This is a genomic window from Synechococcus sp. MIT S9507, from assembly GCF_047304715.1.
Lineage (GTDB): Bacteria > Cyanobacteriota > Cyanobacteriia > PCC-6307 > Cyanobiaceae > Synechococcus_C.
Map to the genome: position 1 here is coordinate 455,746 of NZ_CP138970.1, position 15,639 is coordinate 471,384.

General features: G+C 50.1%; 18 protein-coding genes and 2 pseudogenes. 12 read left to right on the forward strand and 8 right to left on the reverse strand.

Going from position 1 to position 15,639, the window contains the following annotated elements; genetic code table 11:
• Positions 1–172 precede the first annotated feature (172 nt).
• The 3 genes from SIB83_RS02270 to SIB83_RS02280 form a co-directional block, all read right to left on the reverse strand.
• Positions 173–1,711, reverse strand: coding sequence for a class I adenylate-forming enzyme family protein (locus SIB83_RS02270; protein WP_413746661.1), 1,539 nt, complete (start codon positions 1,709–1,711; stop codon positions 173–175).
• A 397-nt stretch (positions 1,712–2,108) separates the two neighbouring features.
• Positions 2,109–2,321 (reverse strand): hypothetical protein, encoded by a 213-nt coding sequence (locus SIB83_RS02275; protein WP_413403341.1) that lies wholly within the window; start codon positions 2,319–2,321, stop codon positions 2,109–2,111.
• 331 nt (positions 2,322–2,652) lie between these two features.
• Positions 2,653–2,997 carry a hypothetical protein gene (locus SIB83_RS02280; protein WP_413403344.1) on the reverse strand — a complete coding sequence of 115 codons (345 nt, stop codon included), beginning with the start codon at positions 2,995–2,997 and terminating at the stop codon, positions 2,653–2,655.
• 1,617 nt (positions 2,998–4,614) lie between these two features.
• Between SIB83_RS02280 and SIB83_RS02285 the strand changes: the two genes are divergently transcribed.
• On the forward strand, positions 4,615–4,785 hold the full coding sequence (locus SIB83_RS02285; protein WP_413403345.1) for a hypothetical protein: 171 nt from the start codon (positions 4,615–4,617) through the stop codon (positions 4,783–4,785).
• 39 nt (positions 4,786–4,824) lie between these two features.
• On the opposite strand, the gene SIB83_RS02290 is transcribed toward SIB83_RS02285, so the two are convergent.
• Entirely contained in the window at positions 4,825–5,268 is a 444-nt protein-coding gene (locus SIB83_RS02290; RefSeq protein ID WP_413403347.1) for a DUF1330 domain-containing protein, read from the reverse strand.
• Positions 5,269–5,563: 295 nt separating this feature from the next.
• Here SIB83_RS02290 and SIB83_RS02295 point away from each other — a divergent pair, with 295 nt between their 5' ends.
• On the forward strand, positions 5,564–5,722 hold the full coding sequence (locus SIB83_RS02295; protein ID WP_413746662.1) for a hypothetical protein: 159 nt from the start codon (positions 5,564–5,566) through the stop codon (positions 5,720–5,722).
• Positions 5,723–5,844: 122 nt separating this feature from the next.
• On the opposite strand, the gene SIB83_RS02300 is transcribed toward SIB83_RS02295, so the two are convergent.
• Entirely contained in the window at positions 5,845–6,132 is a 288-nt protein-coding gene (locus SIB83_RS02300) for a DUF3104 domain-containing protein (RefSeq protein WP_413746663.1), read from the reverse strand.
• A gap of 159 nt (positions 6,133–6,291) precedes the next feature.
• On the opposite strand from SIB83_RS02300, the gene SIB83_RS02305 reads away from it, so the two are divergent.
• The 5 genes and pseudogenes from SIB83_RS02305 to SIB83_RS02325 all read left to right on the forward strand — a co-directional run bounded on the left by SIB83_RS02305 (position 6,292) and on the right by SIB83_RS02325 (position 9,580).
• Positions 6,292–6,738: a cupin domain-containing protein gene (locus SIB83_RS02305; protein ID WP_413746664.1), complete on the forward strand. Its 447-nt coding sequence runs from the start codon at positions 6,292–6,294 to the stop codon at positions 6,736–6,738.
• A gap of 470 nt (positions 6,739–7,208) precedes the next feature.
• Positions 7,209–7,472 (forward strand): DUF1651 domain-containing protein, encoded by a 264-nt coding sequence (locus SIB83_RS02310; protein WP_413746665.1) that lies wholly within the window; start codon positions 7,209–7,211, stop codon positions 7,470–7,472.
• A gap of 75 nt (positions 7,473–7,547) precedes the next feature.
• Positions 7,548–7,967 (forward strand): annotated as a pseudogene (locus SIB83_RS02315) (carbamoyl-phosphate synthase); the annotation flags it as partial.
• A 1,155-nt stretch (positions 7,968–9,122) separates the two neighbouring features.
• Positions 9,123–9,307 (forward strand): annotated as a pseudogene (locus SIB83_RS02320) (DUF3104 domain-containing protein).
• 51 nt (positions 9,308–9,358) lie between these two features.
• Positions 9,359–9,580, forward strand: a complete 222-nt coding sequence (locus tag SIB83_RS02325; protein ID WP_413746666.1) for a hypothetical protein — start codon at positions 9,359–9,361, stop codon at positions 9,578–9,580.
• 134 nt (positions 9,581–9,714) lie between these two features.
• Here the strand turns inward: SIB83_RS02325 and SIB83_RS02330 are convergent, their stop codons facing one another.
• The 3 genes from SIB83_RS02330 to SIB83_RS02340 form a co-directional block, all read right to left on the reverse strand.
• Positions 9,715–9,993: a hypothetical protein gene (locus SIB83_RS02330; protein ID WP_413746667.1), complete on the reverse strand. Its 279-nt coding sequence runs from the start codon at positions 9,991–9,993 to the stop codon at positions 9,715–9,717.
• A gap of 311 nt (positions 9,994–10,304) precedes the next feature.
• Positions 10,305–10,688, reverse strand: coding sequence for a lipopolysaccharide assembly protein LapA domain-containing protein (locus SIB83_RS02335; RefSeq protein WP_413403362.1), 384 nt, complete (start codon positions 10,686–10,688; stop codon positions 10,305–10,307).
• A 1,218-nt stretch (positions 10,689–11,906) separates the two neighbouring features.
• Entirely contained in the window at positions 11,907–12,047 is a 141-nt protein-coding gene (locus tag SIB83_RS02340) for a DUF2973 domain-containing protein (protein WP_413747264.1), read from the reverse strand.
• A gap of 825 nt (positions 12,048–12,872) precedes the next feature.
• Between SIB83_RS02340 and SIB83_RS02345 the strand changes: the two genes are divergently transcribed.
• The 5 genes from SIB83_RS02345 to SIB83_RS02365 all read left to right on the forward strand — a co-directional run bounded on the left by SIB83_RS02345 (position 12,873) and on the right by SIB83_RS02365 (position 15,592).
• On the forward strand, positions 12,873–13,058 hold the full coding sequence (locus SIB83_RS02345) for a hypothetical protein (RefSeq protein ID WP_413746668.1): 186 nt from the start codon (positions 12,873–12,875) through the stop codon (positions 13,056–13,058).
• 133 nt (positions 13,059–13,191) lie between these two features.
• Positions 13,192–13,965 (forward strand): class I SAM-dependent methyltransferase, encoded by a 774-nt coding sequence (locus SIB83_RS02350; RefSeq protein WP_413746669.1) that lies wholly within the window; start codon positions 13,192–13,194, stop codon positions 13,963–13,965.
• Positions 13,965–14,564, forward strand: coding sequence for a 5-formyltetrahydrofolate cyclo-ligase (locus SIB83_RS02355; protein ID WP_413746670.1), 600 nt, complete (start codon positions 13,965–13,967; stop codon positions 14,562–14,564). The genes SIB83_RS02350 and SIB83_RS02355 overlap by 1 nt, the downstream gene beginning before the upstream one ends.
• Entirely contained in the window at positions 14,554–15,138 is a 585-nt protein-coding gene (locus tag SIB83_RS02360; RefSeq protein WP_413439690.1) for a hypothetical protein, read from the forward strand. Before SIB83_RS02355 ends, SIB83_RS02360 begins: the two co-directional genes overlap by 11 nt.
• A 7-nt stretch (positions 15,139–15,145) precedes the next feature.
• Complete coding sequence (locus SIB83_RS02365) at positions 15,146–15,592, forward strand: SufE family protein (RefSeq protein WP_413403376.1); 447 nt, start codon at positions 15,146–15,148, stop codon at positions 15,590–15,592.
• The last annotated feature ends 47 nt before the right edge of the window (positions 15,593–15,639 follow it).

Genomic DNA, 15,639 nt, shown 5'->3' on the forward strand with positions numbered 1-15,639 from the left:
ACCGCTGCCTAATCCCGGCAATGGCCAAAGCCCCCCTGCTGAAGTACCTGAAGCTGGATCAACAGGGTTCAGGCGTAATGAGAAAAGCTCATGGAGTGATAACAAAGAAATACTCTCCTGAGTTTTGATATACCCGCCTCCAGCGCTAGTTATTGATGCAATGATGCGTCTATCAATCGATATTCGAATGCGCCATTCGGGACAGAGCAACACGATCAATTTTTCCGACCGAGTTAAGAGGAATGGACGTGAGATAATGAATCACTTCAGGGGCTTTATAACCAACACGCTCGCGTGCAAATGCAATCAGATCATTTTCTGAAGGTGCGGTGGCGGCCGGTTTCAGTGACACATAAGCATGGACATTCTGACCATGAATAGCATCCTCTACACCAATTACACCAGCGCAGTTCACCGAAGGATGTTCCATCAGAGTGTCTTCTACGTCCTGAGGACAGATATTGGAACCATCATGGATGATTATTTGCTTTCGACGTCCGCAGAACCATAAATAACCATCCGAATCAACCCTCATAATATCTCCCGTATTCAGCCACTCACCCTGAACCGTTTCCGCCGTAGCAATATCATTATCCCAATAACCAATGGTATTGGACGGTGATCGAATCCAAAGCAAGCCCTCCTCACCCTCACTGATTTCCAACCCTTTATCATCACGGATTGAGCCTTCAAAACCTGGACATAAACGACCGATTGAACCAAGACGATTCTCTCCGTCTACCGGAGAAAGAGTCGCAAATCCGATCTCACTCATGCCATAGGCCTCATCAATTTTCAAACCAGTGACATTATTAAACTCGTCTTGCAACTGATGATTTACCTTATCCCCACCACTGATACGAAGCTGTACAGAGTTGAAGTCATCACAATTTAAATTCTCATCACGCACAAGATTGAAAAGCGTTACGGGAAGGGCCATCACCAAAGTAGGACGGTGTCTTCGCAGCAAGATTTCAATACTGGAGCTGCTGAGATCATTTGGAATTGCAACCTGAGCTCCACGACTTAAGGCCGCTATCACCAATAACGTAGAAGCAATATGAGATAAAGATGTTCCAGCAAGAATGCGCTGTTTTTCCGTGATATCGGCTGCCTTTTGAATCGATGCGATCATCCAACCCATGCTTCTGAGGGTGTGGGTTGCAGCCTTGGGTCGACCAGTGCTGCCAGAAGTCAGAAAAAGAAAGCAAGGTTCATCGCTATCTCTATGTTTCAATAAAAGATGGTGATCATATGAGCCATCATCGAAATAGTCTTCAACTCTGATTTCATCCGGTGTGATGCAACCCAACCGACAAAGACCGGGAGCCAGGCTGCAATCAATATCCTCTTGACGTTCAGGATGGAGGAGGATGAGCGAAGGCTGAGTCAGCTTTAAAGCATGATCAATCTCACGAACGGTGTATCGATAGTTAAGAGGAGTCAGGATTACTCCACAACGTAAACCCGCCAGATAATGAACAACCAACTGCAAACCATTTGGCATGAGCGAAGCAATTCGATCGCCTGGTTGAACTCCAAGCCTCAGATATCTGCTTGCTGTAATCAAACAGGCTTTCTCTAGCTCAGACCAGCTGAGACTTCCATAAAGATCATTCAATGCAGGTCCTTCAAGATCAAGACATGCATTGAACAGAGGCCACCTGCTCAGATCAAAGGGCGCAGATAAGTCACGTCCTGCAAAAGGCATGGTTCTCAGCTGGTGACCATTTATAAACGTTGATTTTGCCTGCTGCCAAGTCAGTGAGCCTCAGTGCAAGGAATCAAAGCGAAATACTAGAAATTTCCTGTTGAGACTTCCTCAACCACCTCTTGGTTAAATTGCTCGCTCCTGCTGTTGAGTAATCCCGCTGCCTAAGAATCGTGAGAATATAAGTACCAAAAAGAAATGTGACTAAAAAGGCAGCGATGTTCCGCAAAAAAATAATGATTCAACATAAAAACCAAGGCTTTTTAGATGCAAACTGAAAATTACCAATTTTGCAGAATCAAGCCGTGAAGCTTGAAAGTATTGTGCATTCGAGCTCAGCAAAAACCTACGAGAGAAAAGTACAGAGGCTACGCGCCAGCAGTTCCAACCATTGCAGTCAGCTGAACATCAAACCCAGCAATCCCTTAATCCAGGAAAGATCTAGAACGGACGCTTGGTTGAACATAGCAACTTGCTCAACGATGCCCTTACCGGTCAGAGCCTCAACAGCCAAGCCGATACCAAGACCTAACATTGCAGCACGTCCATTCAGCTTCTCACTGAAAAGCTTGTAGGGATCTGGAGTGAATTTGCTGGATGCCGCAGGCATGGGACTAAACCAATTAATTCAATATTAATAAATGTAACGACTGGTTGCTGTATTACGCAACACAGTTTCCTCACCTCCTTTCAAGGAAAAGCCGCATAACAAGACTTGCAGTCTCGAACAGGACAATTCTGTCCGCCTCAATCCACCTGGATTTACAGATTTTGCAAGACGCCATGACAAGAATGTCGGTTAAAAAATACTAACCGAAGGACTAAAAATTTAGGTTCACGTTGTGCATGTTCAATAAGCAAGGCTATCAAGCAAATTAGCTAGGGCCTTCCATTGATGAGAAGCCTTGGTGGCAACAGGACTGAAGTCGTTGAATCGATAATTAGATATCATCTTCAACATCACCTCGATCCTTCGCTGCTGAGGGATCGCAGACACCGTAAATCAGCTCATCAGTATCTATTGATCCATCAACAGTATTTGCTTCTACTTCATCATTGAGCCCCAGCCGATCCAGAGCCTCATCTTTAGTGAGTTCTTCGGATCTATATTGAGCGCAAATCTCTTTAATCCTTACATCCGAACCGTCTGGAGTCTTTGCCCCCATTTCGCATGAAACAGTGATCAAGGTCAAAGGCAATACTGGGAGAAGTTTGAATGTTTTCATTCTTGAAGAACTTCTAATGAACAACAAATTTAAAATATCTAGATTCTGATCAAAAGCCACCCATTCGAAAGATCTCGTCAATCAGTTCTGGTGTTTATCGCCATAAGTAGAACGGAAGTCCTTCTTATGGCCAGCGGCTCAGCTTTTGAGTAAGTCCAACCAATAAAAAAGACCCGGACGTCTATCGGGCCTTTGGTGGGTGTGAGGAGTTGGAATCTCTGTGAGGAGAACCAACTGCCTCAGGTATAGCCAAAGCTTGTGCCATTCATCCCGCTGGTCACAACTGGTTGCAAACAAGATCCCACTGCATAAGGTTGGAATGTGAGGAGAAAACACTCGCGGGGTGGAAACATGGCAACACTCCCAAAAGAGTTTTAGAACCCCTGCCTTCGGCGGGGGTTTCTTTTTATCTGGTCTCGGTCCTTGGAGAAGCTTTCAAGCACTGTCGTCAGTGGTGTGGTGAGTTGGTCATCCCTCATTAGGTCTAAGGCTTATTCCCTTATGCCCGATCACCACAAACAACTACCCGTATGAGTGCTCACCCACCCCCTCACTCATCGCTCATCACATCATTGCGTTGATCATCAATGCTCATAAGGCCACAGGGAGGCCCCCCTAGAGGCCTTGGTGTGTGGTGTCCTCGCACCCCCTCCCCTGTCCCATCCTGTCTGGGGTCTTATGCCTCCTCCTATGTGAAGTAGGTCTTATTAAGCAATGACTCCCGTCTGGCGAGCAGAAAGCCGATCAGGTTGTGGGTTGCATTCAGTAGTGACTTGCTGCTGGCAGTTAGTTCGTGGCTTCGCCTTAATGAGCCCTCGATCCATCTCTGGTCATGGCTGTCTTAGTACTGGCTCTTGCCTTCGCTTTCGCTATCTTCTGTTCTTACGCGGTTTCTAGTGGGAATAGGTATCGGCGTTGAGTATTTCTCACTAGGTACTGGTTTCGAGAACATCAAACTCTCGATAAAGCGCGTCAGCATCCTGGAATCGCTTGTTCAAAAGCAAGTCCCTGACTCTTATTTTCCACCAATCCTCAAGTGACCTGGCGTCACGCTTGCTCAAAGTGAGTTGAGGTAAATCCATAGTCGTACTTTGACGATGAATAATTGAATCGTGTTATTCAATATGGACATAAAAATCCTTACATAACTTAAGTTTTTGAGAATGCGCAACTGCCTTGCTTTTTCCTCGCTCTTTGCTATGCCAATAAACTACGCTGGCAACGGGATGCACTCAACAGATAGAGCATGGTTGCAGTGATGTAATTAGAAAAAAGGCAGGGACTATCACATCCTGCCCCTGGCTTTCACATCCTTCATCAATACGACTCAGAGACCGTAGAAACTAAGGGTTGGGCGGCAAGAGTTAATAACTGACGGTTGACCCAACCTTCATTAGCGACTCATCCAAGTTCGGGAATCATAGGGGTGATGAGCTCCCATAAAGGAGGGGGCATTTCTTCCCCCCTACCCATGAGAACTTTGTCATCACCAGAAGCAGGTGTTCCTCGGGTCTTCTTGATTTGTAAGCAGACCTCACCAATACGAATGTTCTTGGGAACACAACTCAAAGAATCGAAGCAAAAGGAAACCTCTTAGTTCTGCGTCTGTGCCCATAAAGGAGGGGGGCTCCCAAGCCCCCTCTTTAATGGGACAAAGCCAGCCAATAGGCAGAGACAGTGAGGACTCTTCAGATAGGAACGATTGCAGTGCTTGCCCTGGTGAGTGTGGTGGTGGTGGGAGTCGATCAAGGCAGACAGCGAAGCATTGATCGACCAGCTGAAAGCAAGGGACAACTGGAACGACTCAGGGATGAGCGTCTAGACAAGGCAGTTCCACTGAAGAGATGAGTGGACAGTCTTTGTTATGGAGTAGGTACGCTGAATAGCTCATTCAAGGAGTCGATAAAGTTCGACGGTGTAATCACCTGCACCCTTCCTGAGAGGCCTAATTTTCTGGTTGTAAATGGGAGATTTCCAGAATTCAAGAGCTGCACATTCTGAAGGGAAATTAATCAGCAATGTCACATGATTCTGGTTTCGATTCCCTTCGAGGATACGCAGCGGTCGAGGATCGTTTAAGTAATAAGAACCCGCATTTTGGTGAAGTCCTGATGCTTTAAGTGCCTGCCCGTATACAGCCATCTGTTTACGATCATCGGTTACTCCATCGACCACCATGACTACCGGCTTTTGGCTGCACACGTCAGTATTTTCAGCCGCATGAACTGGGGTCGGTATAGAAGTTATGACCAGGAATGCAGCAATTATTTTATAGTTCATAGCTGTTAAAGAAGTTTTCCCGGCAAGTGCTTGAATTCTTGGAGCCACCATCGGTACTGACCACTACTTACATCCATCAATAGCTCAGAAAAACGAGAAACGACAACCAGCTTGCAGAGGAGCCCGGAGTTTGATTGACATATCGGGATTTGATTCTATGCCAGTAAGTTTTTGCGGCAAGCACATAGATGTTCTTACTAAGCGATGATTGCAAGCTTGGATTTCAAAAGTGCTTGATGAAACCACAAGAAGCTTGCTGCCTTACCCTGGCCGTAGCTTAAATGTTTGTGACATTGAATATGGTCTGATATTGAGTCACTTACTTGAATAAAGGACACAATTGATCATGTATCAAAAAGTCTTTGGCGTTTTTGCTTTGTCATTCATCATTGCTGGCTGCAATATTGATGCCAGCAGCTTTGAGGACTGCAAAGACAAAGACGGCAAACCTTTGACTGAATGGGTATGCCGCAAAGGAGATCCTGATAGCAAGCCAAGTGAATAACAAATAAACAGCCCAATACTTAGCCAAGACTGGGCTGCAGTCTCACCTTGTAGAGATTGCAGTCCACGAGAAGCTCCAACAGATTGAGCTCAAGCACGAAGGGCATCCCTGCTGTAGTTCAGTCAGTCAAAGAGCCCGTCAATTGAGTGGAGAATGTGAATCACCTCATCGGCATTGACCCACCTGACTGCACCGTCATCGAGATCTGCAACTTGAAACAGCGAGTTGATGTTTGAGTCTCTGGCTCCGCCTTCACAGCAGAGCACCTGGCCCATCCACCAAAAGTCCTTTTCAGCACGGGTTACTTCCTGTGGTGCACGCACGATGACGAAGTTCCCTGACCTGACATCAAGGAACTGGGGCCTGTTCTGAACAGGGCTTGCAGCACTGGTGCTGTGATCAACTGACATCGCCTCTCTGACAGTACAGCTGCACTATCCGCGCGTCGGGCAGTTGGCAAGCGAAGCTTTCGGTGAGCAACAGATTTGATTGCTGATAGCCCTCTACCTTTCAGGCAATCGGGAGACCACATGGCAGGCAGGCAATCCACCACACACACCAGGGGCCACATGATCCGCACCACACTCACCGCTTCAGCCCTGCTCGTGGTTGGTTGCACTACTCAGATAGTTCTTGCTGAACAGGCAGAGAAAAAGCCTGAGCCCATCGCTTCTGAAGTGCTGCTTCAAGCATCAGCTTCATGGAAGGGAGATCAATACAAATATCCCCAAGGCACACCACAAATCACCGTTAAAGAAGTCATCTTCCAGCCAGGAGCCAAATCAAAACCACACTCCCATGACATGCCAGGAGCAGCTCTGATTCAAGAAGGAGAACTTCTTTGCGAGGTTCCTGCCACGAGAGTTTCGAAGCGCTTTGTGGCAGGAGATGTTCTCCCAACAACATTCAAAAATGATCTGCATACCTGTGAAAACACAGGGACAGAAGTCACTAAGGCATTGGTCTTTTATGCGGGTGCAGTTGGCCTTCCAACCTCCTATTACACCCAGAAATGAGCGGGTTCTAAGGAGCACAGTTAATCCTGGGCGGTGTCCGCATCGAAGGGGGTGATTATGTGCCCTACCGGACACCTGATTGACGGGTAACGTTCAAAGAGCCGAAGGATCTGCAAGTTGGCCCTGAGATTCCAGACGCCGCATGGTTTCATGCGTTGCCGAAGCAGCAGATCAAAGACATATGAATTGCTGCGGTGCTATCTCGCATTCCGTTTTCGCCAACGTGGTGTTATGCCAAACAAAAGCCGAGCATCAGGCAATGGAAGCCCGTGCCCGGCAGTTGATCAGTGATGAACCGATCGATTGGAGTTGATCGTTCTAGGTCTTTTCTTTCGCTGGCTTGTCATTTTTGTGATGGTCAGCATTTGGGTTGTCGCAGCACATGGGTTTCTCCTTTTGGATGCCATCAGCCTCGGATTAGTGCTTTGCATGGTCATCCCCCATACGAGTGAATTCGCCAAGGTGGCGCCATGCCGAATAAGGACCGCCCGCTAGTTGGCCGCCATGCAGCGAAGAACGGAGTCGGCTGGCTGGTGAATACCCAGGAACAGAAGGTCAGTCGGTTTAAGAACGACATTCCAACGCAGCAGGCGCAATGGGTGGAAGTCGAAACGCGGACACCGACAGGCAACGGTCAGCCAGTCATCAGACGAATGCTTCGCCACAACGCAATCGAAGCTTGGGAAACGATGCAGAAGTCAGGCGGGTGGAAACGCTGTCAGCCCAGGTGGTAACTACTGCAAGCGCAACAAAGCAAAGCCCGGCATCATGCGCGGACTGACGCCACCCCAATGCTCTGACATCTCTCGATTGGTTTGCTGGCTTCTGCTGTTGCCATCACCCCGCTGCCTTTGAAGGCACAGGACGGCAATGCTGAAGATCTCGGTGATGTGATGAGCATCAGCCTCAAGGATGTGGTCAGGCCCAGTTTTGATTTTCAAGGCGCATTGCAAGGTGCTGGCACGCCGAACCAGGCAGGAATCGGCGGTTTCCTGCCTCTCTCTGTTGGCGACCACAGCGTCTGGTTCGTAGATGCCCTGATCAACGCCAACTTCGCTGACCGTGGAGGAGATAGCAGCATCATCAACACAGAAGTTGCTGGCACCACCGTCAGCACCTCAACGCGTATTGGCTATCGCTGGCTCAATGGCGATCGCAGTTGGATGTACGGGCTGAATGGTGGTTATGACAACCGGTCGTTGAAATCAGGTGTTGCCGATACCGGCGTCTATGAAGCAATGCAATGACTGAATTTTGTCCAAATCATTTGTATGGTGGTGCTATTTAAGGCATTCATATTGCAGGCCCTAACCCAAAGCTCTTGCAATTGCAGGGGATTTTATTTCTTCAGCCATCCTCAAAGGCTCACAAATCAGCCTTCAATACCTGGCACGATTGAGCACATCAATTATTAGTTAAAGGCAAAGCAACGCCGCTGAAAGGGTGGCGAAGGCGCATTCCCTAAAGCAGGGAATCTGTTCAATTCAGCGGTCAGTGGACTCCTCAGTTCCGGAAATGCTTGTTTTCGGAAGCGAGACATCAATCATCAACAGAGATTTTCAAAGAAAGTCACAACGATCATCATCAAAATCCGTCTCATAAGCCTGAATCGCCAATGCTGATATGGGCAGCAATAGTGCGATTCCAATAAAGAATTCCATGCGTGACGATAGCGCCTTCAATAAAGATGACTCTGGTTTACAATTATTTCCGAGCTATTGAATACCGTTTGCGAAGTGTATATATGGCGACAAGAAAGTTGCCTGCCCGAAAGGGTCATACATGAACTTGCGAAGGTCTTTATCTCTGGCTGAAGTGGTTATTGCCTTTGATCATTTTCTTTACTCGATTCTTTTGAATGCATGAGTCGGCAGCTGGGACCAATTGGGCAAGCTAAGGCCCGGAATGGCTTATGAGTACCCTCGAGGATGAATTCGCCAATCGGTTCAGCGTGAGCGGTATGGATTTCCACAGAAAGAACAATCGATAACTATGTTCTAGAAATTTGCTGGGGTACGTTGTGGTGCGGATAGCTACATCTTCTGCCCGTATAAGTCCACCCAGTACACGGCAGCGATACCGCCATCAATCAACTGTCTGCAACGGTGCTTGTCGTGCAGCGTCGTTTTCAGCCTGCGTGTGCAGGAATTCATCGGAGTTGCATCAAATAAGCATTCAAGCCGTCTGCGGTGCAGCTGGATTGGTTTGGGTTTTGGTGCAGCCCTCACGCGCTGGCGTTTTTTGACTTTTGCCGTTTACGTCCGCTGCTGGCACTGGTGTCCTGGTTGCCCGTACATGTCGATTGACCACAGGGTTTACAGCTCACCCGAGTCAGGGCGTCTGACCTTCCTGGACATTGCTCCAGGTATGACGGAACGGTGATCGTGAGACACGATTACCAAACTGGAGAGCCACACGCAAAGGATTGGGAGTTGGGCCAGGTGATCCACTGCTGCAGAGCGGCAAGAGACCCAAGCATCACAACCTGTTCCAGGTTGCCGACGTGGACTCTGGGGTGATCCGCTGGGTCAAAGCTGATCTCGTGACGCACATCCCTGCATCGATGTGATTGGACTGTGAGCAACATCACAGCCTTACTTGAGACAAACCATCAAGCCAGGTGCTGATTCCAGAGATGGTGAGTTCAACCGACACCATTGCTATGAATCGCACAGAAAATTTGATCGCACTTCAAATGATTCTTAATTCCATGAGCACACTCAATCCTAAATCTTTAACGATGAGAAAACTTCGTCGAGCTGCTTATTTACACGGCATCGTCGAAGCTGTTTTGAATGAGCAAGTCAGCAGCCTCCCGCAAACGACTGAGATCTTCAGCTGATGGCGTTACTGCAGCAATAAAAAACCCCGCACTTGGCGGGGTGTGATTGGTGTGAGATGTTTTGTCGGGAGATTGATCAGTACTACCAAACTGCCCTGCTTTTCAGAACCTGGAATGAATTGAATCAGATCTTCTCAATCTTCGTTCTCTTCAATTTCATCAAAAACAACGCAACGATGAGGATTGTCAGAAGCAAACCGGATCGACATCTGCTGGATATCCTGCGTTTCGTCTGGCAACCCTCGATAGGCGATGCCTTTTTGAAAAGAGCAGATTGTGACTGCGTCCGGGGTCTTCTTGAGGTCTGCGCAGTGCTCCGAGAGGTTTTTGATCGCAGCCTCTTTATTATCGGCTTTGACTTTCCAAAGCACATCCTCCTCAACGGGCGTGGTGATCAGGTAAGTGGGGCTCATTCAGATTGCATACACCTATGAATTGTGCGCTGCTGCTGTTGCATTGTCAGGTGACAAGTGAACCTGCTCCACTTGGAAGCCAGAGATTTGACGATCGAACGTGACACCGTCTTTTGATTGGAACTGTCTTTTGACCGAAACTGATGTTGCACTGGAACGGTCATTCCTCAGAGCAGTGCGCAGGCGGCCTGTGTTTCTACTCTGCGTCAGCGGAGCCATCCGACATCAGAAGGCGGCAATCACTGGACACAGCAAACTGTCCGACAATTCCCAGAGGATTGCCGGGAGGACAAAGGCAATGGCATGAGAGTTCAATCTGAGCTGGACGACGGCACCGCTGAACCTGTTTCCGATTCATGTTCAGGGATCGATGCAGGAAGAAGACCCAGCTGCGTTTCAACAGTTGTTCGATAACGGTTGAGATCAGTTTCCAATTCCTGGATGCGCACTTGCTGGGCTTCAAAATCGCCGGATTGATGGAGACGATCCACACTGTTGAGCATCCCGCTCCATGCAGCGAACAGCCAGGCCGAAGTGGCACCAAGTCCAGCAGACAACAGCAGCAAGGCGGCTAGAGGAGTGGTGTACTCAAGGCCCGGCAGCACATGAACGGTCGTTGCAGCCGTGTTTTCCAACGTGAAATACACCATTCCCAGACCAAAGACAAAGATCAGGGTGAAATTGATCTGACGCATGGTCCGAGGTATGGGTGGACCAAAAACTACGCATATGGATGCTTGCAGACAGCTGAAGACAGCCGAAAGGATGAAGATCGTTAACCAGCGAAAAGATCGTTAACGAAAGCTGGATGCTTTAGGCATTCAATCGGCCGAACTTGGCCTGGTTGAAGTGGAACAGATTTGTTTCATCAATGTGAACAACAACAGCTACTGCAGAGCGAGTGAAAAGAGCACTAAACAAATCAGTGCATCTGCTGGAATCATGGGCAACGAATGCTCTATCCATTGAGACGTTCCATCACGACCCGTGAAAAAGCTCGCTCCCTGGCTGCAGTGACAATAAGCGCTTTCGAGAGTTGCTTGAGAGCATCAACATCGTTGCACTCGTCGATCTTTCGGCAGGCACGTTCAACTCGAAACTGCTGTTCAATGGTCAGGGGGATCTCAGAGGGTGACACTGCGATCAAACTTTATTACATATCAATTTGGCGTGTGCACCCCCTCGACCGTGGAGACTGCACCCTAAGAAAAACAAAAAATCCTAAGAATTCTCGAATTGGCTGCAGACAAGGCATCCAGTATCAGATTCAAGAGATTGATTACTGAAGAGGCCTGATTCAAGAGCTGGGGGGCCTGGGGTCAAAAAACATGAAAGCGTGAAACATCAAGCAATCCCCTTTAATTCCTGGAAATCATTGAGTTCCTCATGGAGATGCTGAGCTTGCAAGTAGTAATCAATGGATCATGAAACAGATGAGGGAGAGCTTCCTGTTGATGTCCTTTCAATGGTTATGGGAGTTCATGGCTTCGTCAGAAGCCAGACAGCTACTGCCGCTGGCATTGATTCAAGATGTCGCGATGAATCGCCAGGAAGCGAAAGTTCCCCAGGATGCAACGGCAACGGACAACTCCTGCAAAGAAATTGGAATGCCTGGTTTCGATATCCGGTTGTCACCACACCATTCAATGGCGGCAGCGAAAGGATCCACAAAAAATGCCGAGGAACTCAGCCTCACTCGGCTTCGACGTCAATCACCGCATCACTCGCATCAGGTTCCTCGTTCCTGATATCTTGCATGGAGGACATGAGTCGTTTCACAAGTCGACTCATGAAATAGACCGTAGCCAGCAGCCAGATAATCTTGATCATGACGACATTATGCCCTCTTCGAGGGAACCGGTTCAGCAAACGTCAGAAAGAGAGATCTCCGGTCGGGATTATGATCTGAACACTTACGAGGGAAGCACCGGTTTCGGTCTGTCAAATCTGACGACCAACAATTTTTCTTTGGTCACACTGCCGTTTTGGTCGAACAGTTCCGGATGAGTGGTTTTAAGACCAGTTCTGTCCTGAGCTTTCAGAGATAGACGCATCAAACGAACTGCCTGAACAACAACAAATGCCAGGAACGCTGTGTATAAAAACGCGTTAATCGTTAAAAACACTGTTTCTATTAAATGTCTTGCGACGTTACTAAAACCGGGTCTCCAAGCTCAGCAGCAATGTTTTCAACGCTGCCATACAAATGACACTGACATTTCGCTTCAGACCAGGCTCCAGCGACCTCAAAAGCCTTCATCATGATTGAGGAGCCTGATGGAAGGCTGGATCACCTACCTGACCATTTTCGCCGCAATCAATCCGGTCTCGGCAAGCGGAGCAGAGCAGGTGACCTCTGCGTTTCCAGTAAGAGCGCTTGGAACGCTCAATTGACTGACCACACAACAGACATCGAAAAAGAGGGGACATTGGAGCCGCAGGCTCTTGGGTGATCAATTAAGGCTGTAAAAAGGATGACAATCAGTCTGTTCACAACAAACCGTCCCGACAAAGCTGCTGGCGGGGCTTACCACAATGAAACGGCATGCAAGCTGATCAAAGAAACATTCCAGCCCCCTGAATACCAATCAGTCGTTCAGCTTTTCAACGCTGAGCCTCGTCAGGCCTGACTTTTCAATCCAATTTGGATTCAAATGAAAAATTCATAGAACAGTGCATCATTGACCTCTTTCTAATAACAATTTGCAGCCCTGAATATTCTGCTTTGGCCGCAGCCAATGCTCATATTCAACAGCTGACCTGCTGGTTGGGTCAGTGGGAAATCCTGCCCAACCGGAGGGAATGTGTCAGAGATCTCTTTTCTTGATCGATGTGGAGGGTGCAGAATCACAAAGGTTGCAACGCCTGATGGGGCTGTGATGGACCGGACCGAGAGCACGATCGATCTCACGCTCAATGCAGCAGGACTGCGACTGCTGCTTGGTGCAGTCAGTCATCAGCTCGACCGATGGTCTGGCGGAGATCCTGTCGAGCAGAGCAATCTTCAGGACATGAAGACGTTGCTGACAGCTGCACTGCTCGAGTGCACCTTTGCAGACAACTGAAACCGGATGTCCCAGAAGCGCCACCAGGCTCCTCTGGAAAAGCATCGACCAACTCCAGGCATTGAGTCATATCTGAAATGAACAGTCCTCCTTTGTTCCAACTGCCGGCGGCATCGCTGCCGTTCAGCGGCTGATGACACCAGCGGATAAAGGTTGGTTTGATTCCGTAGCGGTTGACTACGCGCGTTGCAGACCCCACTACCCGGACGCATTCTTCGCCTGGATGGCAGACCAGGCTCCGGCTTTGAATCAGTGTTGGGATGCAGCCTGCGGCAGTGGTCAGGCCTCCATCGGGTTGTCCCGCTGGTTCAATCACGTTGAAGCCACAGATCTCAGCCCTGGGCAGATTGCTGCAGCGAAACCCAGTTCTCGCATTCACTACCGGCAGGGAGCAGCGGAACAATCCGATCTGAACAGCGGCAGCATGGATGCTGTGCTTGTCGCCGCTGCCATTCACTGGCTGGATCTGGAGCGCTTCAACCGAGAGGTGCATCGTGTGATGCGACCTGGGGGACTGTTGGTCTGGCTGGGCTATGAACCAATCCAGGGAGCACCTGAGGACTTGCAAATCTGGCTCAACACGCTCTACCACGAGCGGCTGAATCAGTTCTGGCCACCGCAACGCAGCCATGTGGACAACTGCTACGCCGATCTCGAATTTCCGGCCTGCGATCAACCACTGCCCCAGGGGTTACACATCACCGAGCACTGGACGCGAACCGACCTGCTGGGATTCATCAGCACCTGGTCAGCGCTCAGACGGGCCAGCCAGCAAAATGATGGCGATGACAAGGTCTGCTCACTGATCAACACCCTCTCGGAAGAGCTGAATCAGATCTGGCCAGCGGATTCCGAAAAGCTGACACTGCGATTTCCGCTGATGGGTCGCTGGGGACTCCTGCCCTGATGCCGACGTTCGAGGGTGTATCGAAACCGGAACTGCGCAGGTTGTTCAGAACCAGAAGACTCCAGGTTCTGACCACAGAACCGGCCCTGCAGCAACGGATCCGTGATCAGCTCAAGCTCGAACTCAGGCGACGTCATCAACGGGGTGAACTCAGCGCGCTCATCGGCCTCTACTGGCCACTCCCCGGAGAAGTGGACCTGAGGCCACTGCGCGGGGATCTTCTTGTCGAATTCGGACTGCGAACCGCCCTGCCTATCGCCGATGGCAAAGGCCAGATGACCTACGGATGCTGGACAGAAGCCCCCCTGGTCAAGGACGCCTGTGGCATCCCAGCTCCAGCGCGGCAATCCGTTCTCAAGGCTGATGAGCTGTCTCTGCTGCTGGTCCCTGCCCTTGCAGTGGACCGTATGGGTTTGCGACTGGGCTACGGCGGGGGGTACTACGACCGCCTTCGCAGCAGGTCCGGCTGGTGTGATGTCCCCGCTCTTCTTGTGCTGCCGGAGGCATGCGTGAGCCAGAAGCCACTGCCCAATGACCCATGGGACAGACCTTTTGAGGGTTGGGTCTGCGAAAACGGTTTCCATTGCAGTGGTTGCTGAATCAAGGCTGTTTGCAGACATCGCCGGCACAGATGAAGATTCGCGTGAAACGGCACTGGATCAACCGGTCAATTTCCCGCAGGATGGAAGTCCCGACGACAGGAATGCCATGGCCATCTCATCCCGTATCGCACTGATGGCCACTGCGTTACTGGGGCTCGCACTCACGCAGCCCTTGAAGACCGAGGCCCATGGTGTGGAAAGCAGCCTTCGCTATCTCGAGGGACAACTCGAACTCACGAGCAGCTTCTCCACCGGAGAACCAGTGGAAGGAGCCGTGGTGAGGCTGCTGCAGGCTGACGGCACACCCGGAAAGGAACTCGGACGTATTGATGCAGACGGCAAGCTCGAGGTGACCCTCCCAGAACTTGCAGATGGCCTGGTGGACCTGCAGGTGGATGGTGGACCTGGTCATCGCGACTACCTCACCCTTCCGCTTCAACAGGGACAGGTCAATCTGGACGAAGTGGTGATGGGACCAGGCGGCAGAGACAACCTGAACTGGGCCATGGCACCAGCGTTGGTCGGCATCGTGGGGCTGATGGTTAGGGTGCGCGGGATTCGCTCACGCTGACCCGGCCATGGCTGACCCAGGCAGCTCCACGACTCGCTACGGCAGCGAGGCACTTGATCAACTCGCCGAGCGGCTTAACAGCACTTCAGATCCGCGCAAGCGCTATGAGTATGTGCTCTGGCTCTCCAAAAAGCTGCCTTCAATGCCTGCTGAGCTGCAGACGGAGGAGCGCAAGGTCAAGGGGTGTGTGTCCCAGGTCTTCATCGCATCAGAGCTGGTGGATGGCCGCCTCCAATGGCAGGGGGATTCGGATGCCCTGATCACCAAGGGACTGTTGGCTCTGCTGATCAAGGGACTTCGCGACCTCACCCCGGCACAGGTGATGGCCGTTGACCCAGGTTTCATCGCCGCAACTGGCCTCCAAGCCAGCCTCACACCATCTCGGGCGAATGGATTCCTCAACATCCTGCGGATGATGCAGCAGCAGGCCAGTGCTCTTAGCGAAACGGGTTGATCGCAAGCTGCGGACCGATCGCTGCCTAAAGTCATGCCCTCATCGCA

Excerpts from the sequence above, each read along its gene's own strand:
- SIB83_RS02310 (WP_413746665.1), top strand. The coding sequence starts at position 7,209 with ATGCCGAATAAGGACCGCCCGCTAGTTGGCCGCCATGCAGCGAAGAAC.
- SIB83_RS02305 (WP_413746664.1), top strand. The coding sequence starts at position 6,292 with ATGATCCGCACCACACTCACCGCTTCAGCCCTGCTCGTGGTTGGTTGC.
- SIB83_RS02290 (WP_413403347.1), bottom strand. The coding sequence starts at position 5,268 with ATGGTGGCTCCAAGAATTCAAGCACTTGCCGGGAAAACTTCTTTAACA.
- SIB83_RS02300 (WP_413746663.1), bottom strand. The coding sequence starts at position 6,132 with ATGTCAGTTGATCACAGCACCAGTGCTGCAAGCCCTGTTCAGAACAGG.
- SIB83_RS02345 (WP_413746668.1), top strand. The coding sequence starts at position 12,873 with ATGGACCGGACCGAGAGCACGATCGATCTCACGCTCAATGCAGCAGGA.
- SIB83_RS02355 (WP_413746670.1), top strand. The coding sequence starts at position 13,965 with ATGCCGACGTTCGAGGGTGTATCGAAACCGGAACTGCGCAGGTTGTTC.
- SIB83_RS02340 (WP_413747264.1), bottom strand. The coding sequence starts at position 12,047 with ATGCGTCTATCTCTGAAAGCTCAGGACAGAACTGGTCTTAAAACCACT.
- SIB83_RS02365 (WP_413403376.1), top strand. The coding sequence starts at position 15,146 with ATGGCTGACCCAGGCAGCTCCACGACTCGCTACGGCAGCGAGGCACTT.
- SIB83_RS02295 (WP_413746662.1), top strand. The coding sequence starts at position 5,564 with ATGTATCAAAAAGTCTTTGGCGTTTTTGCTTTGTCATTCATCATTGCT.
- SIB83_RS02270 (WP_413746661.1), bottom strand. The coding sequence starts at position 1,711 with ATGCCTTTTGCAGGACGTGACTTATCTGCGCCCTTTGATCTGAGCAGG.
- SIB83_RS02350 (WP_413746669.1), top strand. The coding sequence starts at position 13,192 with ATGACACCAGCGGATAAAGGTTGGTTTGATTCCGTAGCGGTTGACTAC.
- SIB83_RS02275 (WP_413403341.1), bottom strand. The coding sequence starts at position 2,321 with ATGCCTGCGGCATCCAGCAAATTCACTCCAGATCCCTACAAGCTTTTC.
- SIB83_RS02330 (WP_413746667.1), bottom strand. The coding sequence starts at position 9,993 with ATGAGCCCCACTTACCTGATCACCACGCCCGTTGAGGAGGATGTGCTT.
- SIB83_RS02335 (WP_413403362.1), bottom strand. The coding sequence starts at position 10,688 with ATGCGTCAGATCAATTTCACCCTGATCTTTGTCTTTGGTCTGGGAATG.